The sequence below is a fragment of the Shinella pollutisoli genome, from assembly GCF_024609765.1.
Taxonomy (GTDB): Bacteria; Pseudomonadota; Alphaproteobacteria; order Rhizobiales; family Rhizobiaceae; genus Shinella; species Shinella pollutisoli.
In genome coordinates this window covers 1-25,232 of the sequence record NZ_JANFDG010000004.1, presented here as the reverse complement: position 1 = coordinate 25,232, position 25,232 = coordinate 1, and the positions used below count along the sequence as shown (strand labels likewise).

At 70.2% G+C, this 25,232-nt stretch carries 24 protein-coding genes and 1 riboswitch; of the genes, 10 read left to right on the top strand and 14 right to left on the bottom strand.

What is annotated here, in order from left to right:
* The first annotated feature begins 270 nt into the window (after nucleotides 1-270).
* Nucleotides 271-1,002, top strand: a complete 732-nt coding sequence (locus NNZ72_RS04200; protein WP_257313180.1) for a GntR family transcriptional regulator — start codon at nucleotides 271-273, stop codon at nucleotides 1,000-1,002.
* Here NNZ72_RS04200 and NNZ72_RS04195 read toward each other — a convergent pair.
* The 6 genes from NNZ72_RS04195 to uxaC all read right to left on the bottom strand — a co-directional run bounded on the left by NNZ72_RS04195 (nucleotide 983) and on the right by uxaC (nucleotide 8,642).
* Nucleotides 983-2,440: a mannitol dehydrogenase family protein gene (locus NNZ72_RS04195; protein ID WP_257313178.1), complete on the bottom strand. Its 1,458-nt coding sequence runs from the start codon at nucleotides 2,438-2,440 to the stop codon at nucleotides 983-985. The two genes, NNZ72_RS04200 and NNZ72_RS04195, sit on opposite strands and share 20 nt — an antisense overlap.
* Entirely contained in the window at nucleotides 2,440-3,282 is an 843-nt protein-coding gene (locus tag NNZ72_RS04190) for an ABC transporter permease (protein WP_257313176.1), read from the bottom strand. Before NNZ72_RS04190 ends, NNZ72_RS04195 begins: the two co-directional genes overlap by 1 nt.
* 4 nt (nucleotides 3,283-3,286) lie before the next feature.
* Entirely contained in the window at nucleotides 3,287-4,165 is an 879-nt protein-coding gene (locus tag NNZ72_RS04185; RefSeq protein WP_257313174.1) for an ABC transporter permease, read from the bottom strand.
* Complete coding sequence (locus NNZ72_RS04180; RefSeq protein ID WP_257313172.1) at nucleotides 4,162-5,253, bottom strand: ABC transporter ATP-binding protein; 1,092 nt, start codon at nucleotides 5,251-5,253, stop codon at nucleotides 4,162-4,164. Before NNZ72_RS04180 ends, NNZ72_RS04185 begins: the two co-directional genes overlap by 4 nt.
* Nucleotides 5,254-5,944: 691 nt before the next feature.
* Nucleotides 5,945-7,120, bottom strand: a complete 1,176-nt coding sequence (locus tag NNZ72_RS04175; protein ID WP_257313170.1) for an ABC transporter substrate-binding protein — start codon at nucleotides 7,118-7,120, stop codon at nucleotides 5,945-5,947.
* A gap of 121 nt (nucleotides 7,121-7,241) precedes the next feature.
* Nucleotides 7,242-8,642: a glucuronate isomerase gene (gene uxaC, locus NNZ72_RS04170; protein ID WP_257313168.1), complete on the bottom strand. Its 1,401-nt coding sequence runs from the start codon at nucleotides 8,640-8,642 to the stop codon at nucleotides 7,242-7,244.
* 91 nt (nucleotides 8,643-8,733) lie between these two features.
* Between uxaC and NNZ72_RS04165 the strand changes: the two genes are divergently transcribed.
* From NNZ72_RS04165 to NNZ72_RS04155, 3 genes are all read left to right on the top strand, one after another.
* Nucleotides 8,734-9,456 (top strand): GntR family transcriptional regulator, encoded by a 723-nt coding sequence (locus NNZ72_RS04165; protein ID WP_257313165.1) that lies wholly within the window; start codon nucleotides 8,734-8,736, stop codon nucleotides 9,454-9,456.
* A gap of 42 nt (nucleotides 9,457-9,498) precedes the next feature.
* The gene (uxuA, locus tag NNZ72_RS04160; RefSeq protein ID WP_257313163.1) at nucleotides 9,499-10,686 is read left to right on the top strand and encodes a mannonate dehydratase; all 1,188 of its coding nucleotides are present in this window, start codon (nucleotides 9,499-9,501) and stop codon (nucleotides 10,684-10,686) included.
* 211 nt (nucleotides 10,687-10,897) lie between these two features.
* Complete coding sequence (locus NNZ72_RS04155) at nucleotides 10,898-11,239, top strand: ArsR/SmtB family transcription factor (RefSeq protein WP_257313161.1); 342 nt, start codon at nucleotides 10,898-10,900, stop codon at nucleotides 11,237-11,239.
* 157 nt (nucleotides 11,240-11,396) lie between these two features.
* Here the strand turns inward: NNZ72_RS04155 and NNZ72_RS04150 are convergent, their stop codons facing one another.
* The 6 genes from NNZ72_RS04150 to NNZ72_RS04125 all read right to left on the bottom strand — a co-directional run bounded on the left by NNZ72_RS04150 (nucleotide 11,397) and on the right by NNZ72_RS04125 (nucleotide 16,659).
* Nucleotides 11,397-12,407 carry a zinc-binding alcohol dehydrogenase family protein gene (locus NNZ72_RS04150; RefSeq protein ID WP_257313159.1) on the bottom strand — a complete coding sequence of 337 codons (1,011 nt, stop codon included), beginning with the start codon at nucleotides 12,405-12,407 and terminating at the stop codon, nucleotides 11,397-11,399.
* A gap of 255 nt (nucleotides 12,408-12,662) precedes the next feature.
* Nucleotides 12,663-13,454 (bottom strand): transporter substrate-binding domain-containing protein, encoded by a 792-nt coding sequence (locus tag NNZ72_RS04145; RefSeq protein ID WP_257313154.1) that lies wholly within the window; start codon nucleotides 13,452-13,454, stop codon nucleotides 12,663-12,665.
* A 40-nt stretch (nucleotides 13,455-13,494) separates the two neighbouring features.
* On the bottom strand, nucleotides 13,495-14,223 hold the full coding sequence (locus tag NNZ72_RS04140; protein ID WP_257313152.1) for an amino acid ABC transporter ATP-binding protein: 729 nt from the start codon (nucleotides 14,221-14,223) through the stop codon (nucleotides 13,495-13,497).
* A complete protein-coding gene (locus tag NNZ72_RS04135) occupies nucleotides 14,207-14,857 on the bottom strand; it encodes an amino acid ABC transporter permease (RefSeq protein WP_257313149.1) in 651 nt (216 codons plus the stop codon). Before NNZ72_RS04135 ends, NNZ72_RS04140 begins: the two co-directional genes overlap by 17 nt.
* Nucleotides 14,858-14,869: 12 nt before the next feature.
* Entirely contained in the window at nucleotides 14,870-15,553 is a 684-nt protein-coding gene (locus NNZ72_RS04130) for an amino acid ABC transporter permease (RefSeq protein ID WP_257313147.1), read from the bottom strand.
* Entirely contained in the window at nucleotides 15,550-16,659 is a 1,110-nt protein-coding gene (locus NNZ72_RS04125; RefSeq protein ID WP_257313145.1) for a mannitol dehydrogenase family protein, read from the bottom strand. Before NNZ72_RS04125 ends, NNZ72_RS04130 begins: the two co-directional genes overlap by 4 nt.
* Nucleotides 16,660-17,103: 444 nt before the next feature.
* On the opposite strand from NNZ72_RS04125, the gene NNZ72_RS04120 reads away from it, so the two are divergent.
* A complete protein-coding gene (locus tag NNZ72_RS04120; protein ID WP_257313144.1) occupies nucleotides 17,104-18,003 on the top strand; it encodes a GntR family transcriptional regulator in 900 nt (299 codons plus the stop codon).
* Here the strand turns inward: NNZ72_RS04120 and NNZ72_RS04115 are convergent.
* Together NNZ72_RS04115 and NNZ72_RS04110 are read right to left on the bottom strand one after the other, a co-directional pair.
* Complete coding sequence (locus tag NNZ72_RS04115) at nucleotides 18,000-18,386, bottom strand: DUF983 domain-containing protein (protein ID WP_257313712.1); 387 nt, start codon at nucleotides 18,384-18,386, stop codon at nucleotides 18,000-18,002. The two genes, NNZ72_RS04120 and NNZ72_RS04115, sit on opposite strands and share 4 nt — an antisense overlap.
* Nucleotides 18,387-18,680: 294 nt before the next feature.
* On the bottom strand, nucleotides 18,681-20,069 hold the full coding sequence (locus tag NNZ72_RS04110) for an aminotransferase-like domain-containing protein (RefSeq protein WP_257313141.1): 1,389 nt from the start codon (nucleotides 20,067-20,069) through the stop codon (nucleotides 18,681-18,683).
* Nucleotides 20,070-20,625: 556 nt separating this feature from the next.
* Nucleotides 20,626-20,728: riboswitch (TPP riboswitch) on the top strand.
* A 121-nt stretch (nucleotides 20,729-20,849) separates the two neighbouring features.
* On the opposite strand from NNZ72_RS04110, the gene NNZ72_RS04105 reads away from it, so the two are divergent.
* From NNZ72_RS04105 to thiD, 5 genes are all read left to right on the top strand, one after another.
* Nucleotides 20,850-21,575: an ABC transporter permease gene (locus tag NNZ72_RS04105; RefSeq protein ID WP_257313138.1), complete on the top strand. Its 726-nt coding sequence runs from the start codon at nucleotides 20,850-20,852 to the stop codon at nucleotides 21,573-21,575.
* Nucleotides 21,576-21,797: 222 nt separating this feature from the next.
* Complete coding sequence (locus NNZ72_RS04100) at nucleotides 21,798-22,736, top strand: ABC transporter substrate-binding protein (protein ID WP_257313136.1); 939 nt, start codon at nucleotides 21,798-21,800, stop codon at nucleotides 22,734-22,736.
* A complete protein-coding gene (locus tag NNZ72_RS04095; RefSeq protein ID WP_257313133.1) occupies nucleotides 22,733-23,473 on the top strand; it encodes a hydroxyethylthiazole kinase in 741 nt (246 codons plus the stop codon). The genes NNZ72_RS04100 and NNZ72_RS04095 overlap by 4 nt, the downstream gene beginning before the upstream one ends.
* Nucleotides 23,454-24,116 carry a thiamine phosphate synthase gene (gene thiE / locus NNZ72_RS04090; protein WP_257313131.1) on the top strand — a complete coding sequence of 221 codons (663 nt, stop codon included), beginning with the start codon at nucleotides 23,454-23,456 and terminating at the stop codon, nucleotides 24,114-24,116. The genes NNZ72_RS04095 and thiE overlap by 20 nt, the downstream gene beginning before the upstream one ends.
* Complete coding sequence (gene thiD, locus NNZ72_RS04085) at nucleotides 24,113-24,913, top strand: bifunctional hydroxymethylpyrimidine kinase/phosphomethylpyrimidine kinase (RefSeq protein ID WP_257313129.1); 801 nt, start codon at nucleotides 24,113-24,115, stop codon at nucleotides 24,911-24,913. The genes thiE and thiD overlap by 4 nt, the downstream gene beginning before the upstream one ends.
* Nucleotides 24,914-25,232 lie beyond the last annotated feature (319 nt).

Here is a 25,232-nt window from a genome sequence, read left to right as displayed (position 1 = left end):
TGGAATGACGCCGGCGCCTCCTGCCCCTTCTCCCCGGCAGGGAGAAGGTCGCGGCAGCGGGATGAGGGGGCGCCGCAGGCGAAATGCCATGCGTTCCACCCCCTCTTCCGGCCCTTCGGGCCACCTTCTCCCCGCCGGGGAGAAGGGGGAACGGAGGCGCTGCATTCCAAAGGCCGCTCCAGCGACGCGGGTGGGGCGGGCACCCTTGACCGCCACGGATTTGTCAGACAAGAACGGGGTTCCCGATCGACGACCGCAGGAGGCAAGCCGGTGGAGGAACCCCTTCGCGATTCGCGCACGCTGGCCATCCAGCTTCGCGACCGGATCGCCGACCTCATCCGCGCCGAGGGCCTGAAGCCCGGCGACAAGCTGCCGACCGAGGCGCAGCTCACCCAGCGCTTCCGCATCTCGCGGCCGGCGCTGCGCGAGGCGCTGAAGCTGCTCGAACAGGACGACCTGATCCATGTCGAGCACGGGCGCGGCCGCTTCGTCTCGGCGCTCTCGGCCGTGCAGGTGGACCGGCCGATCACCGTGTTCGAGAGCGTCACCGACATGGCGCGCCACTACGGCTACCGCACGGTCAACAAGGTGCTGTCGATCGCCGAGGAGACGCCGGACAAGCGCGTGGCGGAGAACCTGCAGCTTGCGCCCGGCGAGCGCGTCATCCGCATCGAGCGGCTGCGGCTGCACGACGACACGCCGATCCTCTACTGCATCGACTACGTGCCGCGCGCCGTCGTGCCGGCGAAACTCTACGACATCGACTGGAGCGGATCGCTGATGGACCTGCTGGAGACCTACGGCAACCGGCCGCGCATGTCGGCGGCGGGCGTCTCGGCGGTGATGCTGCCGCAGGACGTCGTCGAGCGCCACGGCCTGAAGGACTTCGGCCCGGCGCTGCTCATCACCGAGACCTGTTTCAATGCCGCCGGCCTGCCGGTCAACTACGCGATCGACTACCACCGCGGCAGCCACTTTTCCTTCAGCCTGACGCGAAAGTAGCGATCCGCCGCGCCGCGCCCTCCAGCATCAGGCCGCCGAGCGCCTGCGTGACGGTCTCGCGGAAGAGCCAGTCCCCGGCCAGGTCGCCGAAGACATCCGTCATCGTCAGATAGGCGGCGACGATCTCCTCCGGATCGCCGAGCCCCGCGACGAGGGCGGCGATGCGGGCGGCATGCGGGTCGCGCACGTCGATGGCCTTGCCCTTCTCGTCCGTGCCGCGGGCATAGTGCATCCAGGCGGCGACACCGAGCGCCAGCCGCCCGAAGGACGCACCCGCCGTGCGCCGGTCGCGGATTGTGCCGAGCAGGCGCTGCGGCAGCTTCTGCGAGCCGTCCATGGCGATCTGCCAGGTGCGGTGGCGCAGCGCCGGGTTGCGGAAGCGGGAAACGAGGTCGCGGCGATAGGCGGCGAGGTCGAAGCCGGCAAGCGGCGGCAGGGTCGGCGAGACCTCGGCGCGCATCAGCCCCTCGATCAGGTCCGCCATGCCGGGGAGCGCCATCGCCGCGGCGACGGTCTCCGCGCCCGCGAGATAGCCGAGATAGGCGAGCGTCGAATGGCTGCCGTTGAGGAGCCGGAGCTTCATCGTCTCGAAGGCGGAGACGTCCGGCACGAAGACGACGCCCGCCTTCTCCCAGGCCGGCCGGCCGGCGGGGAAGACGTCCTCCACCACCCATTGCCGGAACGGTTCCGTCACCACCGGCCAGGCGTCCTCCATGCCGAGGGCGACGCTCACCGCCGCCCGGTCCTCCGCCGTCGTCGCCGGGACGATGCGGTCGATCATGGTCGACGGCGTGGCGACGTCCTTCACGGTGGCCGCCGCCCCGCGCAGCTCGGCGAAGCGTGCGACGACGCGGCCGAGCACATGGCCGTTGCCGGGAAGGTTGTCGCAGGAAAGCAGCGTGAAGGGCGGCACGCCGGCCGCCGCCCGGCGCACCAGCGCCGCGACGATGAAGCCGACGGCGGTGCGCGGGCGGGACGGATTTTCCAGGTCGTGCCGGATGTCGGGATGGTCCTCGTCCAGCGTGCCGTCCGCGGGGTTGTGGCAATAGCCCTTCTCCGTGACGGTGAGCGAGACGATGCGGGTTCCCGGATCGCTCATACGGGCGAGCACGGCCTCCGGCTCCTCCGGTGCGCAGAGGAGTTCCACGACGCTGCCGATGACGCGGAGCGTCTCGCCCGCGCCGTCCTGCACCTTCAGCGCATAGAGCCCGTCCTGGGGGGCGAGCGCGTCGCGGGTCCCGGGGCTGCGCAGCGAGACGCCGCAGACGCCCCAGCTCGTATCGTCGGCCAGCACGGCGTCGGTGAAGACGGCCTGGTGGGCGCGGTGGAAGGCGCCGATGCCGAGATGGACGATGCCGACCGTGACGGCGGCCGGGTCGTAGTCCGGCCGGGCGACCGTCTCCGGCAGGCGCGCGAGGGTTTTCCGGGAGAGCCGCATCACGTCGCCTGCTGCTGCTTGGCGCGGGCGACGATCTGCGTCGGGCTGACGAATTGCAGCGCCAGCACCAGCCAGAACAGCGTCGTCACCATGTAGATCACCGCCATGGCGTCGATCGACTGCGAGGCGCGCACGCCGGAGGCGAAGACGGCGTAGTAGAGCGAGACGACCAGCGTCTGGCTCGTCGGCCCGGCGACGAGGAAGGTGAGCTCGAACATGGCGATGGTGCGCACCAGCACGAGCAGCAGCGCGGCGAGCATGCCGGGCAGCAGCAGCGGCAGCAGGATGCGGACGAACAGGCTCCAGGTGCCGGCGCCGAAGACGCGGGCGGCCGCCTCGATGCGCGGGTCGATCTGCTCGATGAAGGGGATCATGACGAGGATGACGAAGGGCAGCGACGGCACGAGGTTGATGAAGACCACGCCCCAGAAGGTGCCGCCGAGGCCGACCTGGTAGAGGACCGTCGCCAGCGGAATGCCGTAGGTGAGCGGCGGGATCAGGAGCGGCAGCAGGAAGAGCAGCACGATCGCCCGCTTGCCGGGGAAGTCGCGCCGGGCCAGCGCATAGGCCGTGACGACGCCGACGACGCCGGAGATCAGCACCACCGTGAAGACGATCTGGAAGGTGACGATGACGACGCTCGACAGCTGGAACTCGCGCCAGGCGTCGAAATACCAGCGCGTCGTCCAGCCGGCCGGCATCCAGGTGCCGAGCCAGCGGGTGGCGAAGGAATTGACCACCACCGCCGCCATGACGGCGAGCAGGTTGAGCACGAAGAGGCCGGCGAGCGCCCAGACGGCGAAGCGCCACAGTTTCGAGCCGATGCCCTTGTCGCGTATCATGGTCCTATCCTTTCGTGCCGCCGGCCGGGCCGCGGTAGAAGAGCGAGCGCAGGCCGAGCACCGCGACGACGATGAGGAGCTCCACCACGCCCATGACGATGGCGATGGCCGTGCCCATGGAATGGTCGTATTGCTCGAAGGCGGCCTGGTAGGCGGCAATCGAGATCACCCGCGTGGCGCCCGCCGGCGCGCCGAGCAGCACGGCCGAGGGGAAGACCGCGAAGGCCTGCACGAAGGCGAGGCAGAAGGTGACGGCGAGCCCCGGCACCAAGAGCGGCAGGAAGACCCGCACGAAGCGCTGGCGCGGCGAGGCGCCGAGCGTGGCGGCGGCCTGCTCGATCGCCGGGTCGATGCCGGTGACGTAGGAGAGCGTCAGCAGGAAGGCGAAGGGGAAGCCGGTGATCAGGAGCGAGGCGAAGACGCCCCAGTAGTTGTTGGTGAGCTTCACCGGGCTTTCGAGGATGCCGAACAGGATCAGCGAGCGGTTGAACCAGCCCTGCGGCCCGAGGAAGGTCAGGAGCCCGTCGGCGACGAAGACGGTGCCGAGCGTCACCGGCAGCACGAGGATCGTCGTCAGCAGCCGCTGCCTGCTCATCAGCCGCACGCGAAAGGCGATCGGCACGGCGAGCGCGAGGTTGAGGATGGTCACGGGCAGCGCCAGCCAGAGCGTGGCGGCGATGGTGCCGTACTGGAAGCGGTCGGAGAAGAAGCGCGCGTAATTCGCATACCACGCGCCCTCGCGCGGCGTGATCGAATCGACGATGCCATAGAGGAAGGGATAGACGAAGAGCGCGGCCATCACCGCGACCCCCGGCAGCACCAAGAGCGTCGTGCCGTCGATGCCGCGGGCGGCGAGCCGGGTCCGGAGCGACGGGCCGCTCATGGCGCGGCACCCCGGAAGACCAGCGCGCGGCCTTCGACCGGCTGCAACCTGGCGGCGGCGCCGCGCGAAAGATGGCGGTCGGCGCGGAAGAACAGCTCCGAGCCGTCGCTGGCATGCGCCATGCCGAAGAAGGCGCGGCCGCGATATTCCATGCTGGAGACGGTGGCGGCGATGCCTTCGCCATCCTCGACCGCGACGAGGTCCTCCGGGCGCACGGAGAGGATCGCCGCGTCGCCGGGTTCCAGCGCCTCGCGGGCGATGCCGGAAAGCCGCGCGCCGGCCGTTTCGATCGTCGCTTCCTCGCCGTTCACGGCGACGACGCGGCCGGCAAGCCGCGTGCGGAAGCCCATGAAGTCGGCGACCTCGGCATGCACCGGGCGCTGGTAGAGGTCCTCCGGCGTGCCGATCTGCAGGATCCGGCCCTGGCTCATGACGACGATGCGGTCGGCGAGCGACAGCGCCTCGTCCTGGTCGTGAGTGACGTAGATGGTGGTGGAGCCGATCTGGTCGTGGATGCCGCGGATCTCGGCGCGCATCTCCAGCCTGAGCTTGGCGTCGAGGTTGGAGAGCGGCTCGTCCATCAGCACGACGGGCGGGCGGATGACGACGGCCCGGGCGATCGCCACGCGCTGCTGCTGGCCGCCGGAAAGCTGGCCGGGCAGTTTCTCCGCCTGCGAGCCGAGGCGGACGAGGTTCAAGGCCTCGTCGATGCGCCGGTCGGCCTCCGGTCCCTTGACGCCGCGCATGGCAAGGCCGAAGCCGACGTTCTTGCGCACCGTCATGTGCGGGAAGAGCGCGTAGCTCTGGAATACCATGCCGAAGCCGCGCCTTTCCGGCTCCAGCTCGTCGATGCGCCGGCCGCCGAGGCGGATCTCGCCGCCCGTGAGGCCGAGCAGCCCCGCCACGCAGTTGAGCGCCGTCGACTTGCCGCAGCCCGAGGGGCCGAGCAGCGCGATGAACTCGCCAGGCTCGATCGTCAGGTCGATGCCGTCGAGCGCGTTGTAGGCGCCGAAGGCGCGGCGGAGACCGACGAGCTCCAGCCGGTCGCCCTGTCGTGCCGGAGTTGCGGTCTGGAGCGGTTGGTTCAAGGGCGTCTCCTCTTCGTGGATGGTTTCTGTTCCCCCTTCTCCCCGCCGGGGAGAAGGTGCCCGAAGGGCGGATAAGGGGCAAGCTTGCCGTATCTTGCCTGCGGCACCCCCTCATCCCGCTAACGCCTCCTTCTCCCCGATGGGGAGAAGGAGGCAGGAAGCACCCTCGGCATTCTCTTTACGAACGCCCCGCGGGCGCCGCGTCCTGCCGGCTCGGCCCTTGGCCGCGCCGATCTGCCCGTCCCTTTCCCCCTTCTCCCCCGCGGGGAGAAGGTGGCCCGAAGGGCCGGATGAGGGGGTGGAACGCAGCGTGGCCTCGCCTGCGACGTCCCCCTCATCCCGCTGCCGCGACCTTCTCCCCGATGGGGAGAAGGAGGCGGGAAGCACCCTCGGCATTGCCTTTGCGAACGCCCCGCGGGCGCCGCGTCCTGCCGGCTCGGCCCTTGGCCGTGCCGATCTGCCCGTCCCTTTCCCCTTCTCCCCCGCGGGGAGAAGGTGGCCCGAAGGGCCGGATGAGGGGGTGGAGCGCACCGCAACTTCGCCTTCGGCGTCCCCCTCATCCCGCTGCCGCGACCTTCTCCCCGATGGGGAGAAGGGGGCAGGAGGCAGCCTCGGCATTCCCTATGCGATTGCCCTGCGATGATGATGGTGGCGGTGCCCGCTTCCCTGCGGACGCCGCGTCTTGCGGGCTTCAGCCCTTGGCGGCGCCGATCTGCTCGTCCCAGATGCGGAAGGCATCGACGATCTGGGCGGGCTCCAGCGGCGTCTCCAGCGGGTTGCTGGCGATCCAGTCCTCATATTCCGGGCGGCCGAACTCGGCGAGCGCGTCCTGGCTCGCCTGCGGCGCCATGGAAAGCGCCACGTCCTTGACCGCCGGGCCGGGGTAGAAATAGCCTTCGTCATAGGCGATGGCCTGCTGCTCGGGCTTGAGGACGAAGTTGATGACGTCGATCAGGACGGCCACCTTCTCGTCCGGCACGCCCTTCGGGATCACCGCGTAATGGGCATCCGTTACCCAGTGGAAGCCGGCGAGCGTGCCGACCTTCGCCTCGGCCGGAACGATGCCGAGGACGCGCGGGTTGATGTCCCAGCCGGTCGTGGTCACGACGATGTCGCGGGTGCCCTCGCCGAGCTCCTTCATCACCTGCGTCGTGCCGGTGCCGTAATATTCGACGTGCTCGCCGATGGCCTTGAGGTATTCCCAGGTCTTGCTCCAGCCGTTGACCGGATCGCGCGGGTCGCTGTCGCCGAGGAGATAGGGCAGGCCCATCAGGAAGGTGCGGCCGGGGCCGGAATTGGCCGGGCGCGCATACATGAACTTGTTCGGATTGGCCTTCGCCCATTCGAGCAGCTCCTCGGCCGTCTTCGGCGGCGTCGCCACGCGGTCGGGCATGTACTCGATGAGCGGGCCGGAGGGGTAGTAGGTGACGACGACGCCGCGGTCGCGGGCGAGCGCCTGCATCTTGAAGGCCTGCGGCAGGTAGATGGATTCGAGGTCCGGCAGGTTGGCCTTGTGGGCGGAGAGGTCGACCCAGAGGTCCTGGTCGAGGCCGGCCGACAGCGCGTCGGTGCCGGTCAGCACGAGGTCGATGTCGACGCGGCCGGCGGCCTGCTGCGCCTGGATCTTCGCAGGAAGCTCCGGCGCCGGCGCTTTGGTGAAGGCGAAGCTCGACACCCAGTCGGGCTTGGCGGCGGCATAGTTCTCGAACATGCCCTGCGTCAGCGCGAGGTTGCCCGCCACGTCGACGATGGTGATCGTCACCGGATTGGCGGGTGCTGCGACCTGCGCGAGGCCCCGGCCGGGCAGCAGGCCGAGGCCCGCCATGCCGGCGACGCCGCCGACGAACGATCTGCGTGTGATGTGCATTTCCGTCTCCTCCATCGTTGTGCCGGCCGTCTCCCGGCGGTCGGCGTTCCAAGCTCTCTTCAGTTCCCCCGCGATCCCGGGCGCGAGACCGCTTGGCGCCCTTGCCGGAATCGCGCCGGCCTCAAAGGCGGTAGGCGCGTCTCGCCAGCCTGTAGGCGAGCTCCCGCGCCAGGTCGTGCGCCTCCTCCTCGTCGAGGCGATGGTCGGCGGTAAGCCGGGCGAGATAGGCGCAGTCCACGCGGCGCGCCATGTCGTGCCGCGCCGGGATCGACAGGTAGGCGCGGGTGTCGTCGTTGAAGCCGACGGTGTTGTGGAAGCCGCAGGTCTCCGTCGTCGTCTCGCGGAAGCGGCGCATGCCCTCGGGGCTGTCGAAGAACCACCAGGCGGGGCCGAGCCGGAGCGCCGGATAATGGCCGGCGAGCGGGGCGAGCTCGCGCGAATAGGCCGTCTCGTCGAGCGTGAAGAGGATCAGCGTCAGATCGGGGTCGTTGCCGACGGCGTCGAGCAGCGGCTTCATCGCCCGCACGTAGTCGGTCGCCCTGGGGATGTCGGCGCCCTTGTCTGGCCCGAAGGCGGAAAAGAGCGCGGGATTGTGGTTGCGGAACGAGCCGGGATGGAGCTGCATGACGAGGCCGTCGTCCTGGCTCATCCGCGCCATCTCCGTCAGCATCTGGCCGCGGAAGGCCTCGGCCTCGTTCGCGTCCGCGCCGCCTGCAAGCACCCTGGCGAAGAGTGCCGCCGCCGCGTCGGCCGGCAGGTTCTCCGTCCGCGCGCTCGGGTGGCCGTGGTCGGTGGCCGTCGCGCCGCGCGCCTTGAAATATTCCCGCCGCGCCCGGTGGGCGGCAAGATAGCCGGCCCAGGTCGCGGGCTCGCCCGTCATCGCCAGCAGTTTTTCCACATTGGCGGCAAAACCCTGCGCCTCCGGGTCGACCACGGCGTCCGGCCGGTAGGTCGGCACGACGCGGCCGTGCCAGCCGGAGCGGGCGACGGCGTCGTGATGGGAAAGGTCGTCGAGCGCACCGTCGGTGGTGGCGATCACCTCGATGCCGAAGGTGTCGTAGAGCGCGCGCGGGCGCAGCGCCGGCGTGGCGATGGCATCGGCGATGCGGTCGTAGAGCGCGTCGGCATTGGCGGGCGAAAGGCGCTCGGTGATGCCGAAGACCAGCTCCAGCGAATGCTCGAACCAGAGCCGCGTCGGCGTTCCGGCGAAGAGGTGGAAATGCTCGGCGAAGCGGCGCCAGATGGCGCGCCCGTCGATGACGGCCCGGGTGCCGTCGCATCGCGCCACGCCGAGATCCTCCAGAGGCACGCCCTGCGAATAGAGCATGCGCGTCGCGTAGTGGTCGGGCGTGATGAAGAGGGCGGCCGGGTCCGGGAAGGCCGGGTTCTCGGCATACCAGGCGGGGTCGGTGTGGCCGTGCGGCGAGACGATCGGAAGGCCGGCCACGCCGTCGTAGAGGCGCCGGGCGATCGCCCGGACGCCCGGGTCGGCAGGCAGCAGCCGGTCGGGGTGCAATGCCATTTCCGCCGTCTCCTCCTCGGTCCCAGTCTTGGCAACTGACGATAATTGATATACTAGTATCCAACATCAAGTCAACCGACGGATTTTCTCCATGCCGCAACCGACCTCCCAGGGTACCGTCCTGCCGCTCTTCACCGAGCCGGGCGGCACGCCGATCCGCCGGGTGACGACGGCCTCGGCCATCTACGGCCGGCTGCATGCGGCGATCCTGTCGCTGGAGATGAAGCCGGGCGCGGCGCTGCAGGAAAAGCGCATCGCGGAGGAGTTCGGCGTCAGCCGCACGCCGGTGCGCGAGGCGCTGCTGCGCCTGGCCGAGGCGGGGCTGGTGGAGATCTTCCCGCAGTCGGGCACCTTCGTCGCGCGCATCCCCGTCTCGGCCATCCCGGAGGCGGTCGTCATCCGCAAGTCGCTGGAGGGCACGACGGTGGAGAAGGCGACCGCCGTCGCGGAGCCGAAGGACATCGCCCGGCTCGACGCCATCATCGCCCGCCAGCGCGTGCATGCCGGGCTCGGCGAGACCTCCGCGTTCCACGAGCAGGACGAGGCCTTCCACGAGGCGATCTCGGCGATCGCCGGCTATCCGGGCATCTGGGCGCTGCTCAAGACGGTGAAGCTGCAGATCGACCGCGCCCGCCGGCTGACGCTGCCGGCGCTCGGGCGCATGGACAGCGTGATCGAGGAGCACGTGACGATCCGCGACGCCATCGCCGTCCACGACCGGGACGCGGCGCATGCGGCGATGATGCACCATCTGAGCGCCGTCATCCCGGACATCGACGAGCTGCGGCTCCTGCATCCGGGCTTTTTCCGCTGAGCCGTTCCGGCTCCATCAAAGACAAGGGGAGGATGAGAAACGATGCGGCAGGCTTGGAGGTGGTTCGGCCCGGATTCGCCGGTCTCGCTCGACGATATCAGGCAGGCGGGCGCGACCAATGTCGTCTCCGCCCTGCACGAGGTGCCGATCGGCGAGGCCTGGACCGAGGCCGCCGTGCGCGAGCGCAAGACGCTGATCGAGACGACGCCCGCCGGCCGCACGCCGCTCGCCTGGTCGGTGGTGGAGAGCATCCCGATCCCCGACGCCGTCAAGCGCCGGGGCGGCGAGGCGAAGGCCGAGATCGAGGCGTGGATCGCCAGCTTGGAGGCCGTCGCCGCCTGCGGCATCCGCATCGTCTGCTACAATTTCATGCCGGTGGTCGACTGGACGCGCACGGAGCTCGACTTCGTCACCCCGACCGGGGCGACCGCCATGCGCTTCGACCACGAGCGCTTCGCCGCCTTCGACCTCTTCGTGCTGGAGCGCCCGGGCGCAGCGGCCGACTATTCGCCCGAGGACCGGGCACGGGCGAAAACGGTGTTCGAGGCGATGAGCAAGGCGGAGATCGCCGAGATCACCCGCATCATCACCTCGGCGCTGCCGGGCTCGACAACCGACCCGCTCACCATTCCCGGCTTCCGCGACCGGCTCGCCGCCTATCGCGACGTCGATGCGGAAAAACTCCGCCGGCACCTGATCGCGTTCCTTAAGGCCGTGACGCCCGCCGCCGAGGCGCGCGGCGTGAAGCTGACGCTCCATCCCGACGATCCGCCGCGCCCGCTCTTCGGCCTGCCGCGCATCGCCTCGACGGCCGAGGACTACGCGGCGCTGTTTGCCGCCGTGCCGTCGCCGGCGAACGGCATGTGCCTGTGCACCGGCAGCCTCGGCGTTCGCGCCGACAACGACCTGCCGGCGATCGCCCGCCGCTTCGCCCCGCGCATCCATTTCACGCATCTGCGCGCCACCACCCGCGAGGGCGACGGCCGCAGCTTCCACGAGAGCGCGCATCTGGAGGGCGACGTGCCGATGGTCGCGGTGCTGAGGGAACTCGTCGCGGAGGACCGCAGGCGGGAGGCGGACGAGACCATCGTCTTCCGCTCCGATCACGGCCACCGCATGCTGGACGACCTCCGGAAAACCGTCACGCCCGGCTATCCCGCCATCGGCCGGCTGCGCGGCCTCGCCGAGCTGCGCGGCATCCTGCACGCCCTCGACGCGCCGCCGACGTGATCTGTATCCCCTTCTCACCGCCGGGGAGAAGGTGGCCCGAAGGGCCGGATGAGGGGGTGAACCTTCGCTTGGCGGGCGTCCCCTCATCCCGCTGCCGCGACCTTCTCCCCGCCGGGAGAAGGAGCGGAAGGCACGCTCTTCATTCATGAGTGACGCTCTTCGCGTTGGCCGGACGGTTGACATATATTCGCGACATCGTAGATTTGTAAGGATGAAGATCAACGCCGAAACCATGCAGGCCGCCGCCGACGAGGCGAGCGAGCTTCTCAAGGCGCTCGCCAACCGGCACCGCCTGCTGATCCTCTGCCAGCTCGTCGACGGCGAGAAGTCGGTGGGCCAGCTCGCCGAATTCCTCGGCATCCGCGATTCCACCGTCTCGCAGCATCTCGCCCTCCTGCGCAGGGACCGGCTGATCGCCGGCCGGCGCGACGGGCAGACGATCTGGTACCACATCGAGAGCGCGGCCGCCCGCAACGTGCTCGCCGTCCTCTACGCCTCCTTCTGCGAGCCGCGTTGCGCGGACGGAAGCAAGGCCATCGCAGAGGAGAGGTGAGATCGCTCAAAGCCTCCTTCTCCCCGGCAGGGAGAAGGTCGCGGCAGCGCGATGAGGGGGCGCCGAAGGCGCAGGCACACAGGCTCTTCCCGGCTTCGCCCCGTCATCCGGCCCTCCGGGCCACCTTCTCCCCGCCGGGGAGAAGGGGAAAGCGGCCTCACACGTCCAGGATCGCCTTGATCACGCCGGCCTCGGGCCGCGACCAGTCGGAGAAGAGCCGGACCGCGTCGTCGAGCCGCCCGCGATGGGTGTTCAGCGCCCGGGTCGGCACGTTGCCCGCCGTCATCTGGCGCACCACCTCGGCGAAATCGTCGGGCTGGGCGTTGCGGCTGGCGATCAGCGTCGCCTCGCGCTTGTGGAATTCCGGGTCGGAGAAGGTGATGTCCTGGCGCACGACGGAGAGCAGCACGTAGCGCGCGCCGTGGGCGAGGAAGGCGAAGCCGCGCTCGATCGGCCCGGCACTGCCGGTCGCGTCGATGACGACGTCGAAGCCGTCGCCGCCGGTCATGCGGGCGATCTCCGCCTCCGCTCCGGCATCGGCGACGAGAGAGGCATCCGCGCCGAGCCGGCCGGTCGCGAAGGCGAGGCGGTCGGCGCGGGTGTCCATTACCGTCACATGCGCGCCGCGCGCCTTGGCGAAGATGATGGCCGACATGCCGATCGGCCCGGCGCCGGTGACGAGCACCCGGTCGGCGGCGGAGATGGCGCCGCGCTTGACGCCGTGCGCGCCGATCGCCAGGAACTCGATCTGCGCGGCGTCCTCCAGCGCGATGCCGCCCGTCGGCACGACGTTGGATTCGGGCACCGAGAGATATTCGGCCATGCCGCCGTCGCAATGGACGCCGAGCACGCGGATCGACTGGCAGGCATTGGTGAGGCCCTTGCGGCAGGCATGGCAGGCGCCGCAGGAGAGATAGGGCACGATGTAGACCGGTTCGCCCGCCGTGAGGCGGCTACCGGCCGGTGCCTCCTCGACCGTGCCGGAGAGCTCGTGGCCCATGACGCGCGGATAATCGAGGAAGGGATGCTTGCCCGCGAAGATATGGAAGTCGGTGCCGCAGATGCCGACATGGCGGATGCGCACCAGCACCTCGCCCTCGCCGCGCGCCGGCGCGGGACGGGAGACGAGAGCGAGACGGCCGGGTTCCTCGCAGAGAAGCGCTTTCATGGGGGAGGTTTCCTGATGGGGTTGGAATGGGAGCCGGCCGCGACCGGCCGGTCTCGATCTTTGCAGGGGCCGCTTTCCCTTCTCCCGCCGGGGAGAAGGTGGCCCGAAGGGCCGGATGAGGGGGCAAGCGCGCCGCATCCTGCCTGCGGCACCCCCTCATCCGCTGCCGCGACCTTCTCCCCGCCGGGGAGAAGGGGGCAGGAGGCACCCTCGTCATTCCCTATGCACGGCCCTGCCGGGGGAGGGTGAAGCCGCTTACGGCTTCGGCATTTCCGCCGGCAGGTCGACGTTGTTGTAGCGCTTGTAGATCTCGTTCAGCTTGCCGTTGGCGAGATCGTCGGCGACCCACTGGTTGACCGCCGCCTTCAGCGCGTCCTCGCCCTTGCGCAGGCCGACGGCGTAGGGATTGACCTTCAGCACGATCTTGGCCTCCAGCGGATCGGCGGTGCGGCGCTCGTTGACGGCGTTCATGATCTGCGGGGCGGAGACCATGATGTCGTTCTGGCCGGAGACCAGCGCGGTGACGAGCGTGGCGTCGTCGTCGTAGCGCACGATGGTGGATTCGGTCGCCTGCGTCGTGGCTTCCTTGTCGTTGGTCGTGCCGCGGGTCGTGGCGAGCTCCTTGCCCTTCAGGTCCTCGAGGCTCTTGATCTCGATGCCCTTCGGCGCGGCGGCGATGACCTGGATGACGCCGTGCGGATCGGCGAAGTCGATCACCTGCTTGCGCTCCTCGCTGATCGACAGCGAGGCGATGACGACGTCGGCCTTGCCGGTGAGCAGGAAGGGGATGCGGTTCGGGCTCGTCACCTCGACGATCTCCAGCTTGACGCCGAGATGGTCGGCAAGCAGCTTCGCGCTCTCCACTTCCGAGCCGGTCGGCTGCATGTTGGCGTCCTGCATGCCGAAGGGTGGCGAGCCGAGGTCGATGGCCGCGCGCAGCGTGCCGCGGGCCTTGATGTCGTCGAGCGTGTCGGCGAGCGCCAGCGCCGGAACGGCGGCGGCGAGCGTGAGCGCCACGGCGCCGGTCATCAGGGTTCTGCGTTTCATGGTCTGTCTCCTCCTGAGAGATGGTTGGGAAGGGATGGCCTCAGAGGCCGTTGTGCAGGAACTCGCGGAGCTCCTGCGTCTGCGGATCGTCGAGCATCGCGCCGGGGCCGGTCTCCCAGACCTTGCCCTGGTGCATGAAGATGACCTTGCTCGCCACCTTGCGGGCAAAGGCCATCTCGTGGGTGACGAGGATCATGCTCATGCCGCCGCGGGCGAGGTCCTCCATCACGCGCAGCACCTCGCCGGTGAGCTGCGGGTCGAGCGCGGAGGTCACCTCGTCGAACAGCATAAGCTTCGGCTGCATGGCGAGCGAGCGGGCGATGGCGACGCGCTGCTGCTGGCCGCCGGAAAGCTGCTCGGGATAGTTGTCCGCCTTCTCCGAAAGCCCGACGCGGGCGAGAACGCTTTCCGCGAGCTTGCGCGCCTCGGCCTTGCCCATGTCCTTCACGCAGGTCGGCGCCAGCATGATGTTCTGCGCCACCGTCAGGTGCGGGAAGAGGTTGTAGCTCTGGAAGACGATGCCGACGTCGCGGCGCAGCGCGCGGCGGTCGAGCGCCGGGTCGTGCACCTTGTGGCCGCAGACGGTGATCTCGCCGCTGTCGACCGTCTCCAGCGCGTTGATGCAGCGCAGCGCCGTCGACTTGCCCGAACCCGACGCGCCGATCACCGCGACGACCTCGCCCGGACCCACCTCGAAGCTGACGCCCCTCAGGACCTGCACGGCCCCGAAGCTCTTGTGGACATTGCTGAGGCTAACGACGGCCGACATTGAGTTTCCTTTCCAGGCTGCGGCTCCAGGCCGAGAGGGGGTAGCAGATGACGAAGTAGAAGGCGGCGACGACGATGAAGACGGTGAAGGGCTCGAAGATCGTGTTGTTGACGAGCTTGCCGGCCTGGGCGAGCTCGACGAAGCCGACGACCGAGGCAAGCGAGGTGTTCTTGACGATCTGCACGAGGAAGCCGACGGTCGGCGCCGTGGCGATGCGCATCGCCTGCGGCAGGATCACCCGCGTCATGCGCTGCCAGCGGGTGAGCGCCAGGCACTCGGCCGCCTCCCACTGCGTCTTCGGCACGGATTCGAGGCAGCCGCGCCAGATCTCCGCCAGGAAGGCGGAGGAATAGACGACGAGGCCGAAGCCCGCCGCGACGATCGCCGGCAGCCTGTCGAGGCCGATGACGGCGAGGCCGAAATAGAACAGGAACAGCGTGACGAGCAGCGGCGTGCCCTGGACGATCTGGATATAGCCGGCGGCCAGCCGCCGCACGAGCGGGCTCGGCGAGATGCGGGCGAGCGCCAGCGCGAAGCCGATGATCGAGCCGCCGATGAAGGCGATGGCCGAGAGGCCGATGGTCCAGAGCCCGCCGATGGCGATGAACTGGAGATGGACCGGGGTGAGCGACATGTCCTCTCCTCCTCAGATGGCCGTGCCGAGCTTGCGGCGGCGGGGGAAGATGACGAGGCCGAACAGCGTGAAGGCCGCGCGCACGACGAAGGAGAGCACGATGTAGAGCGCGCCGGTGACGATATAGGTCTCGAAGGAGCGGAACGTGTCGGACTGGATGCGGTTGGCGACCGCCGTCAGTTCCTCCGCCGAGATCTGCGAGGTGATCGACGAGGCGAGCATCAAGAGCACGTACTGGCTGGTCAGCGCCGGATAGACGCGCTCGATAGCCGGCCGGACGATCACGTGCCAGTAGGTCTGCGTGCGCGTCAGCCCGAGACATTCGGCGGCTTCGAGCTGCGACTTGTGGATCGATTCGAGGCCGGCGCGGACGATCTCGCAGGTATAGGCGCCGACATTGACGACGAGGGCCGCCACCGCCGCCGTGTTCGCCGTCACCTTCAGCCCGAGCGAGGCGAAGCCGAAATAGACGAGGAATATTTGCACCAGGAGAGGCGTGTTGCGGATCGTCTCGACATAGATCGCGACGACCGTCTTCAGCCAGGGCGGCCCATCGGCGCGGGCAATCGCACAGAGCGTGCCGACGACGAAGCCGAAGACGGTGGCAAGCGCCGAGAGCTTCAGCGTCAGCCACACGCCCTGAAGGAACACCGGCCAGTAGGGCAGGAGGGCGGAGAAATCGAATTGATAGCTCATGCGGCCACCCGGTTGACGATGGAGGAGAGCACCGGCGCGGGGGTTCCCGCCCAGTCGAGGAAGGCGGCGAGGCGCCGTTCGACCTTCAGCGCATGGTTGCCGGCGATGTCGGCGATGCGGTGGTCGAGATAGGGGTTGAGGAAGCGGCCGAGCGTCGTCCCGACATAGTCCCGCGCCTCTTTCTCCATGCCGCGGGCGGCAAAGCCCGGCACGACCTCGTCGCGATAGACCGCGTCGAGCCGGGCGCGGATCGCCGGGTCGGCGAGGATCTCTCGCACGGTCTCGTCTTCCGGGCGGCCGTCCGCCTGCCAGATGTCGGCGAGCACGGTGTGGCCGAGGTTGAGGATGTGCAGCTTCAGCCGCTCGTAGGGTTCGAGGTCGTCGGTCAGCACGATGGCCGGGTGCTCGCAGGGCAGCGTCAGCCCCGGCGCGCGCTCGATCGCCCAGAGCGCATAGGGCTCGGCGACGGCGCCGGCGGGCTCGATCGGCTCGGAGACGATGCGGTCGACCAGCGTGTTGGCGAAGACGACGCTGCCGTCGAGCCAGGCGAGGAAGGCTTCGTCCGTGCCGGCCTCGGCGGCAAGGCCGCGGACGATCGCCTTCAGCACCGGGCCGTTGCGATTGACGAGCTCTGAGGGCAGCACCGTCAGCGGCCGGCCGCCCCGCTGGAAGCGGGCGTGGAGGAGCTGGGCGAGCTTGCCGGGGAAGGAGGGAAGCGGCGTCCCGATGCCGAGCCCCGCCTTCGCCTCGCCGGGTGTGGCGGCATAGCCGGCATCGCCGGTGTTGGAGAGGACGAAATCGGCCTCCTCGCAAAACAGCCGGACGACCTCCGCCCAGTCGCCCGCGGTCGAGAGGCCGCGCGCGACGCTCTTCACGGCGATGCGGCGCTCGACCGGCTGGCCGTCCTCAAGCCCGCGAATGACGACCGGGAAGCCCGCCGGATCGGAGAAAGCGGCAAGGCGGCCCGCGCGGGCGGCGGAGCCGGAGGTCTGGACGATGACGACGGGCGGCACGTCCTGGCCGGCCTCGCGCGCCTCGTGCAGGAAGAGGTCCGCATGCGCCTGGAGGAAACGGCTCGTGCCGAATTGCAGGACGACGCGCGTCATCGGCCGTCACCCGCCGGGCGACAGCTGCGCGAAAAGGGGCTGCGGCGCGCATTGCGCCGGGCGACCGCTTGCATGAACTCCTCCCGTCCGTCAGGCAGCAGATTTGTTCTTTTTGCATAAAAGACATCACCCTTGCAGGCAAACTGTTTTTTATATAAAAAAATCATGCCAAAAAAACAGTGTCGGCATCGACTGTCCGCATGTGGGGGAAGGGCGGTCGCACAGGCAATGACGAGGGCGCTTCCTGCCTCCTTCTCCCCCGCGGGGAGAAGGTCGCGGCAGCGGGATGAGGGAGACGCCGAAGGCGCAGGAGCGACGGCGCTGATCGGCTTCGCCCCCCTCATCCGGCCCTTCGGGCCACCTTCTCCCCACCGGGGAGAAGGGGAAAGCGGCAACGGCTTGCCCGATGGTGCGGCAAGGGGTGTCAGAGGGAGGGAACCAGGCATGAAGACCAACGCGCTCTACAAGCGGACCTACAACCAGTGCCTGGACCTGCTCGCCCGCGCCGCGCCCGGCCGGCCGCTCGCCTCCGAGCCGCAGATGGCGGCCACGCTCGGCGTCAGCCGCACGACGCTGCGCGCCGTGCTCGCCGAGCTTTCCGCCCGGCGCATCGTCGCCATCGACGGGCGCGCGAAGGTGCTCCTGCGCCTGCCCGAGCGCGCCGACTATCTCGACGGCACCGATCTGGAGCCGCTCGCCGAGATGGTGGAGCGCAAGTTCATGGCCTGGATGGTGGGGCCGGAATGCAGCCCCGGCCAGATCATCAACGGGCTCGACCTCGCCCGCCAGTTCGGCGTCTCGACCTCGGCGATCCGCGATTGCCTCAGCAAGTTCAGCCATTTCGGCCTCCTGGAGCGGCAGAGCAACGGCCGCTGGCGCGCGCTTGGCCTCACCGTCGACTTCGTCACCGAACTGTTCGACATGCGCGAGTTCATGGAGTTCCGCGCGCTCGACCGCTTCATGGCGCTGCCGCCGGAGCATCCCGCCTGGCGGGCGCTGTCGGGCCTGGAGGAGGAGCACCGCGCCATGCTCGCCGACATCGACCGGCGCTACCGCGACTTCTCCGATCTCGACCACCGCCTGCACCGGCTGATCAACGGCGTGGCGCCGAACCGCTTCTTCATCAACATCCAGGGCGTGATGTCGGTGATCTTCCACTATCACTACCAGTGGAACAAGAAGGACGAGAAGGAGCGCAACCACGTCGCCGTGGAGGAGCATCTCGCCTATATCGCCGGGCTGGAAAGCGGCGACATCGCCAAGGCCCGCGCCGCCTGCGGCTTTCACCTCAAGACGGCCCGCTCGACGCTGCTCGCCTCGATCGAGGTGGCGACGGGCCCCTAGCCCGCTTCCTGCCGCCGCACGGGCTTGCCCTCTTCCGCCTTGTAGAAATACTGGCTCGCGACCAGCCATCCCTTGAGCGGGCGCAGCGGCGGTATGCAGGTGAGCAGCATGAACGGGCCGGTGACGAAAAGCTGCGTCAGCAGCGAGGCGCTGAAGGCCACCTCCAGCCAGACGGCGAGCGCCGCGCTCGGGATACAGGCGAAACAGATGACGAAGAAGGCCGGGCCGTCCGCCGGGTCGGCGAAGGAATAGTCGAGCCCGCAGGCCTCGCATCGCGGCGCCAGCGTCAGGAACCCCCTGAAGAGATGGCCCTGGCCGCAGCGCGGGCAGCGACCCCGGATGCCCGTCTGCATGGGCGGCAGCGGCGGATAGTCCTCGTTCACGGCGTGCGGCGTTTCCATACCATTCAATCCTGTCATCTGATGCATGCATATAGATGCAATCATACCGTCAATATGTCGACCGGACATACTGACGCAGGCAGGGCGGATGTTCCTCTCGTGGAACAACGAGCGCGCCTCCTGCCCCCTCTCCCCCCGCGGGGAGAAGGTCGCGGCAGCGGGATGAGGGGGCGCGCCGCAGGCGAATCTACGGCGTGCTCCGCCCCCTCATCCGGCCCTTCGGGCCACCTTCTCCCCGCGGGGGAGAAGGGGAGTGGAGAGGTTGCCTTTTCGACGTCAGAAGAACGAGCCGGCCATTTCCGGCGGCCCTTCGAGGGCATGCGCCATGAAGGCGAGCGCCGTCTTGAGGTCGGGCCGGGAGACCGGGCCGCCGAGGCAGACGCGCACGGCCTCCGACGCCGCGCCGTCGACGGTGAAGGCGTCGCTCGCCACTATGCCGAGGCCGCAGGCGCGCATGTGGGCGCTGAAGGTGGAGCGCGTCCAGCCGTGCGGCAGCGGCAGCCAGATGTTGAAGGCGAGCGCGTCGGCGCGGTAGGAGACGCCGGAGAGCAGACCGGCGGCGAGCGCCTGGCGCGCCGCGGCCTCGGCACGGAGGAAGCGGAGGATCGCGTCGGCCGTGCCGTCGCCGATCCAGCGCGTGGCGAGCGCGGCGGTGAGCGGCGAGGCCATGACGCTGCCCGTGCGCATCGCGCTGGCAAAAGACCAGACGGCGCGGCCGTCGTCGGGCGCCGCCACATAGGCGAGGCGCAGGCCGGCGCCGAGGCATTTCGAGAGGCCGCCGATGTGCCAGGCGAGCTCCGGCGCCATGGCGGCGAGCGGCATCGGCGCTTCCGCCGGGACGAAGCCGTAGGCGTCGTCCTCGACGATCGGCACGCGGTGGCGGCGCGCCACCGCGACGATCTCGCGCCGCCGCGCCTCCGGCATGGTCAGCGTCAGCGGGTTCTGCAGGGTCGGGTTGAGATAGAGCGCCTTCGGCGCCTCGCGCTCGCAGGCCGCGGCGAAGGCCTCCGGAAGGATGCCGTCGCCATCCATCGGCAGGCCGGCGAGCCGCAGGCGGAGCTGCGCCGCGATCGAGCGCAGGCCCGGATAGGTGACGTTTTCCGAGAGCACCGTGTCGCCCGGGCGCGCGAGCGTGGCGAGGATCGAGAGCAGCGCCGGATGCGCCCCCGGCGTGACGAAGATGCGCTCCGCCGGCGGCGTCAGCCCGCGGCGGCCGAGCCAGAGGGCGGCCGCCTCCTTGTCCATCGCCGCCCCGCCGAAACCCTGGTAGCGCAGGAGGGGGACGAGATCGGCCGAAAGCGCCGAGAACCCCGCCCGCATGCGGGCGACGAGGTCCGGGTCGTCCGGCTCCGGCGGCATGTTCATCGACGGATCGGCGGCCGCGGCGCGGCGCGGGTCGGGCGGCGCGTCGGCGGCCGGGCCGCCGCCCGTCACGAAGGTGCCGCGGCCGACATGCGACTCCACGAGCCCGCGCTTCTGCGCCTCCAGGTAGCCGCGGGCGACGGTGGTGACGTCGATGGCGAGCCTTCCGGCCAGCGCGCGGTGCGTCGGCAGCCTGTCACCGGGGGAGAGCCGGCCGCTGCGCCGGTCCATCTCGATCAGGTCGGCGATCGCCATGTAGAGCGGGCTGCCGCTCCGGCTGAGGTCGGGATGCCAGGTCTTCATGCCACAGGGTTCCATGCAGGACGGATATTGACTGTATATTGCCTGCAGGCGCGCCTGTCATCCGGCGGGACAGGACAAAGCGTCGCAAGCCTCGCCCCGCGAGCACCCCCGCCCATGCATAGCTGCATTGCACAAATTTTGCTTTTGCTCTGCACAAATCCGAGGCATGTTGCACACAGCTCCTGCACAGATGGCTCCCTCCCAGTGCCATGCACGAGCTGTTCCCCTCTGGAGGTTCTTAACCTTCATACCTTAAGGGCCGCGGCTTCGCCGATGGCCCTTTCTTTTTGCCCTCATTCCATCGCACCGATCCCGGAACGCCGCCGTCCTGTCGGCGCAGCCGAAGACCATGCCGTGGCGGCCGGCTGGCTTTGCCGGCGGCAACGAAGGGCTCCTGCGCCGATGCCGGCGCGGTGGCGGCGAAGGCGGGAAGGGGAGGCGGTCTTCTGGCGGCGGGAACGGCGCGATCTCGCTCGTGACGGCCGGCGCGGCGTATCGCCCACGGGCGAAGGGGCAGGCGCCGCTTGACACCGCCTCCGCCCGCGTCCTATGAAACACCCATTCCGAGGGGGGCATCGAACGATGCTGAGATGGCGGTGAGCCGGACCCTTGAACCTGATCCGGGTCATGCCGGCGTAGGAACGGAACGAGGGGCCGAACGGCAATCCTTCCCACTTCTTCGCTTCGCCTGGATCTCCATGATGACAATCGGGAGATCGCCAATGCCATATTCCGTTTCGCTCCGCCCGCCGCAACCGCGCCGCTAGCCCGGCCGTGGCCATGCTCCGCACCGCCCTGATGCTCGTCGCCGGCTGGCAGGCGCTCGTCGTCATGCTGGCGCCGCCGCGCTACATCCTGCCGGCGCCGCTCGACGTGCTCGCCGCCTTCCGCCGGCAGGCCGGCTTCCTCCTCGACCATGCGCTGGTGACGCTCGTTGAGATCGCCGCGGGCTTCGCCGCCGGCGCGCTCCTCGGCGTCGCCACCGCGCTCGCCGTCGCCGCACTGCCGGGCTTCGGGCGGCTCGTCTGGCCGGTCGTGCTGGTGCTGCAGGCCTTTCCCGTCTTCGTGCTGGCGCCGCTGCTCGTCGTCTGGTTCGGCTTCGGGCTCGCCTCGAAGGTGGTGATGACGGCGCTGATCATCTTCTTCCCCGTCGCCTCGGCCTTCGCCGACGGCCTGCGCCGCACCGATCCCGAGCTCCTCGACGCCACCGCGATGACGCCGGCCACGCGCCTGCAGGCGCTCGTCCACGTCCGCGTGCCGCTGGCGCTGCCGTCGCTCGTCACGGGGCTTCGCGTCGCCGCCCCGCTGGCACCGCTCGGCGCCGTGGTCGGCGAATGGGTGGGCGCGTCCGCCGGCCTCGGCTTCGTCATGGTGCAGGCCAATGCCCGCATGCAGACCGACACCGTCTTCGCCGCCATGGTCGTGCTCGCCGTCCTCACGCTTCTCCTGCGCCGGGGCGTCGATGCGCTCGCCCCCCGCCTCGCCCCCTGGGCGCGCGAAGGATGAGCCGCCCCGTCACCCATGGGAATGCCGAGGGCGCCTTCCGCCCCTTCTCCCCGGCGGGGAGAAGGTCGCGGCAGCGGGATGAGGGGGACGCCGAAGGCGAGGCCGCAGTGCCCTTCACCCCCTCATCCGGCCCTTCGGGCCACCTTCTCCCCGGCGGGGAGAAGGGAACGGAGACGCCGCGTTCCATACGCCATTGCCCCATCCCCAACCCCGGAAGATGCCATGCTGAAAAAGACCCTCTCCGTCCTCGCCCTCTCGCTTGCGCTCGCCGGCCCCGCGGCCGCGAAGGACAAGCTCACCGTCCTGCTCGAATGGTTCGTCAATCCCGACCATGCCCCGCTGGTGGTGGCGCAGGAACTCGGCCTGTTCGACAAGGCCGGGCTCGACGTCGAGCTCCTGCCGCCCGCCGACCCGTCGATGGTGCCGCGGGCCGTCGCCGCCGGCCAGGCCGAGATCGGCATCCACTACCAGCCGAACCTCTATCTCGACCACGCCGCCGGCGTGCCGCTCGTGCGCTTCGGCACGCTGGTCGAAACGCCGCTCAACACGCTGACGGTGCTTGCCGACGGCCCGGTGAAGTCGCTTTCCGACCTCGCCGGCAGGCGCATCGGCTTCTCCGTCTCCGGCTTCGAGAACGCCATGCTCGCGCGCATGCTCGAAGGCGCGGGCGTCGACCGCGAGAGCGTCGAGCTCGTCAACGTCAATTTCGCCCTGTCGCCGTCGCTGGCGAGCGGCCGGGTCGACGCCACCATCGGCGGTTTTCGCAATTTCGAGCTGACGCAGATGCGGCTCGCCGGCCACGAGGGCCGCGCCTTCTTCCCCGAGGAGCACGGCGTGCCGCTCTATGACGAGCTCGTCTTCGTGACCCGTCCGGAGCTCGTCGGCGACGACCGCCTCTCCCGCTTCCTGACGGCGGTGGAGGAGGGCGCGATCCACCTCACCAACCACCCGCAAGAGAGCTGGGCGCTCTTCGTCAAGGCCCATCCCGACCTCGACGACGCGCTGAACCGGCAGGCCTGGCTGGACACGCTGCCGCGCTTCGCCAAGCGCCCGGCCGCTCTCGACCGCGGCCGCTACGCCCGCTTCGGCGCCTTCCTCGCCGAGAGCGGCCTGATCCCGGCCGCGCCCGCCGTCGAGACGATCGCGGTGGAACTCCGATGACCGCGCCGCTCGCCGAAGAGGCCGCCCGCCTGCTGGAGCGCCTGCGCGAACGGGGCCCGCGCGTGCACTGCCTGATGAACACGGTCGTGCGCAAGCTCGTCGCCGACGGTCTCTCCGCCCTCGGCGCCGTCCCCTCCATGACCGACGCGCCGGAGGAGGTGGAGGCCTTCGTCGGGAAGGCCGATGCGCTCTGCGTCAACCTCGGCACGCTCGACGCCGCCCGCCGCGCGGGGATAGACCGCGCCGTGGCCCGGGCGGGCGAGGCGCGAAAGCCCTGGCTGCTCGACCCCGCCCATTGCGACTACTCGCCGGCGCGCACGGCCTATGCCGCGGGGCTTCTCGCCCGCCGCCCCGCGGTGCTGCGGGCGAACGCCGCCGAATTCGCGCTGCTCGCGATGCCCGAGGACGTCGTCGCCGTGCGCACCGGCGAGACGGACCGCATCGCGCTTGGCGCCAAGGCCGTCGCCATATCGAACGGCCATCCGCTGACGGCGCGCGTCACCGGCACCGGCTGCCTTTCCGGCGCGCTCGCCGCCGCCTTCCTCGCCCTCGACGCGCCGCCCTTCGCGGCGGCCGTCGCCGCCATGCTGGCGCTCGGCGTCGCCGCGCAAGAGGCCGCGACGACGGCGCGCGGGCCGGGCAGCTTCGAGCCGGCGCTCATCGACGCGCTCTTCAACCTTTCCCCCGAGGACATCCGCAGAGAGGCAAGGATCGACCATGACCAGAGTGGACTATAGGCTGAACGCCATCATCGACGGCAGCCTCGCCGGGCGGGGCGATCTCGCCGCGCTCGCCCGCACCGCGGCGGAGAACGGCGCGACCCTCCTGCAATACCGCGACAAGGACGCCCCGACCCGGACGATGGTGGCGCGGGCCCGCGCGATCCGCGCCGCGCTCGCCGGCACCGGCGTGCCGCTCGTCGTCAACGACCGGCTCGACGTGGCGCTCGCGGCGGAAGCCGACGGCGTGCATCTCGGCCGCGAGGACATGGCGCCGGAGACCGCCCGCCGCCTGCTCGGCCCCGCGGCGATCGTCGGCGTGACGGTGAAGGACGCGGCCGACGCCGAGGCCGCCATCGCCGCGCCGGCCGACTATGCCTGCATCGGCGGCGTGTTCGAGACGCTCTCCAAGCACAATCCCGACCCGCCGCTCGGCCTCGACGGCTTCGCCGCGCTCCGCGCCCGCATCGCCGCCGCCCGGCCGGACCTGCCGGTCGGCGCCATCGCCGGCATCGACGCGGCCCGAGCCGCGGCGGTGGTGCGCGCCGGCGCCGCGGGCGTCGCCGTCATCTCCGCCGTCTTCGCCGCCGCCGACGTCGCCGCCGCGGCACGGCAGGTCAGGGCCGCCGTCGACCGCGCGCTGGCGGAGGCGCGGCCATGACCCCGGTCGCGCTCACCATCGCCGGCTCCGACAGCGGCGGCGGCGCCGGCATCCAGGCGGACCTGAAGACCTTCTCCGCCCTCGGCGTCTACGGCGCGAGCGTCCTCACCGCCGTCACCGCGCAGAACACCGAAGGCGTGCGCGCCGTGGAGGACATCACCCCGGAAACCGTCGCGGCGCAGATCGACGCCGTCTGCGAGGACATGGCGGTCGGGGCCGCGAAGATTGGCATGGTCTCGCGCCGGGAGACGATCGCCGCCATCGCCGCGCGGCTCCGCCACCACGGCATCCGTCCGGTGCTCGACCCGGTGATGGTCGCGACCTCCGGCGACCGGCTGCTGCGGCCCGACGCGATCGAGACGCTGCGCGCCGCGCTCCTGCCGCTTGCCGCCCTCGTCACGCCGAACCTGCCCGAGGCCGCGCTTCTGACCGGCACGCCCGCGGCGGCGGACGAGGCGGCGATGCTCGCCCAGGCGGAGGCGATCCTCGCCGCCGGCGCCGGCGCCGTCCTCGTCAAGGGCGGCCACGGCACGGGCGCCGAGAGCACGGACCTCCTCGTCACGCCCGACGGCGTCACCCGCTTCTCCGCCCCGCGCATCGCCACGCCAAACACCCACGGCACCGGCTGCACCCTCTCCGCCGCCATCGCCGCCGGCCTCGCCCGCGGCCTGCCGCTCGCGGAGGCCGTGGGCGAAGCGAAGGATTTCCTGCACGGCGCGCTCGCCGCCGGCGCGGGCCTCCGCATCGGCCGGGGCCGGGGACCGGTGCACCACTTCCACCGATGGTGGGGCGTGTGATGACGGGACGGGGAGACTTTGCGGCCTTTGCTTACCCCCCTCCGGCCTGCCGGCCATCTCCCCCTCAAGGGGGGAGATCGGCAGGAGGCGTGAACCTCGCTCGAACAGCATCGTTTCGGATGGGCGAAACGATACCCCGTCCAATCTCCCCCCTTGAGGGGGAGATGGCCGGCAGGCCGGAGGGGGGTGGGCCGAGGAGAAGACGGCATCCCGCCCGCGCAGGCGGGCCTTCGCGGGCAGGCCCCTCGTCCGGCCCGCCGGACACTTTCTCCTCGGTTACGGGGAGAAGGGGATATGCCGCGCCTTTTTCCCGAACCAT

Coding starts and splice junctions, on each gene's coding strand:
- NNZ72_RS04195 (WP_257313178.1), bottom strand. CDS start 2,440: ATGCGGCTCTCCCGGAAAACCCTCGCGCGCCTGCCGGAGACGGTCGCC.
- NNZ72_RS04190 (WP_257313176.1), bottom strand. CDS start 3,282: ATGATACGCGACAAGGGCATCGGCTCGAAACTGTGGCGCTTCGCCGTC.
- NNZ72_RS04185 (WP_257313174.1), bottom strand. CDS start 4,165: ATGAGCGGCCCGTCGCTCCGGACCCGGCTCGCCGCCCGCGGCATCGAC.
- NNZ72_RS04175 (WP_257313170.1), bottom strand. CDS start 7,120: ATGCACATCACACGCAGATCGTTCGTCGGCGGCGTCGCCGGCATGGCG.
- uxaC (WP_257313168.1), bottom strand. CDS start 8,642: ATGGCATTGCACCCCGACCGGCTGCTGCCTGCCGACCCGGGCGTCCGG.
- NNZ72_RS04165 (WP_257313165.1), top strand. CDS start 8,734: ATGCCGCAACCGACCTCCCAGGGTACCGTCCTGCCGCTCTTCACCGAG.
- uxuA (WP_257313163.1), top strand. CDS start 9,499: ATGCGGCAGGCTTGGAGGTGGTTCGGCCCGGATTCGCCGGTCTCGCTC.
- NNZ72_RS04155 (WP_257313161.1), top strand. CDS start 10,898: ATGAAGATCAACGCCGAAACCATGCAGGCCGCCGCCGACGAGGCGAGC.
- NNZ72_RS04150 (WP_257313159.1), bottom strand. CDS start 12,407: ATGAAAGCGCTTCTCTGCGAGGAACCCGGCCGTCTCGCTCTCGTCTCC.
- NNZ72_RS04145 (WP_257313154.1), bottom strand. CDS start 13,454: ATGAAACGCAGAACCCTGATGACCGGCGCCGTGGCGCTCACGCTCGCC.
- NNZ72_RS04140 (WP_257313152.1), bottom strand. CDS start 14,223: ATGTCGGCCGTCGTTAGCCTCAGCAATGTCCACAAGAGCTTCGGGGCC.
- NNZ72_RS04135 (WP_257313149.1), bottom strand. CDS start 14,857: ATGTCGCTCACCCCGGTCCATCTCCAGTTCATCGCCATCGGCGGGCTC.
- NNZ72_RS04130 (WP_257313147.1), bottom strand. CDS start 15,553: ATGAGCTATCAATTCGATTTCTCCGCCCTCCTGCCCTACTGGCCGGTG.
- NNZ72_RS04125 (WP_257313145.1), bottom strand. CDS start 16,659: ATGACGCGCGTCGTCCTGCAATTCGGCACGAGCCGTTTCCTCCAGGCG.
- NNZ72_RS04120 (WP_257313144.1), top strand. CDS start 17,104: ATGAAGACCAACGCGCTCTACAAGCGGACCTACAACCAGTGCCTGGAC.
- NNZ72_RS04110 (WP_257313141.1), bottom strand. CDS start 20,069: ATGAAGACCTGGCATCCCGACCTCAGCCGGAGCGGCAGCCCGCTCTAC.
- NNZ72_RS04105 (WP_257313138.1), top strand. CDS start 20,850: ATGCTCCGCACCGCCCTGATGCTCGTCGCCGGCTGGCAGGCGCTCGTC.
- NNZ72_RS04100 (WP_257313136.1), top strand. CDS start 21,798: ATGCTGAAAAAGACCCTCTCCGTCCTCGCCCTCTCGCTTGCGCTCGCC.
- NNZ72_RS04095 (WP_257313133.1), top strand. CDS start 22,733: ATGACCGCGCCGCTCGCCGAAGAGGCCGCCCGCCTGCTGGAGCGCCTG.
- thiE (WP_257313131.1), top strand. CDS start 23,454: ATGACCAGAGTGGACTATAGGCTGAACGCCATCATCGACGGCAGCCTC.
- thiD (WP_257313129.1), top strand. CDS start 24,113: ATGACCCCGGTCGCGCTCACCATCGCCGGCTCCGACAGCGGCGGCGGC.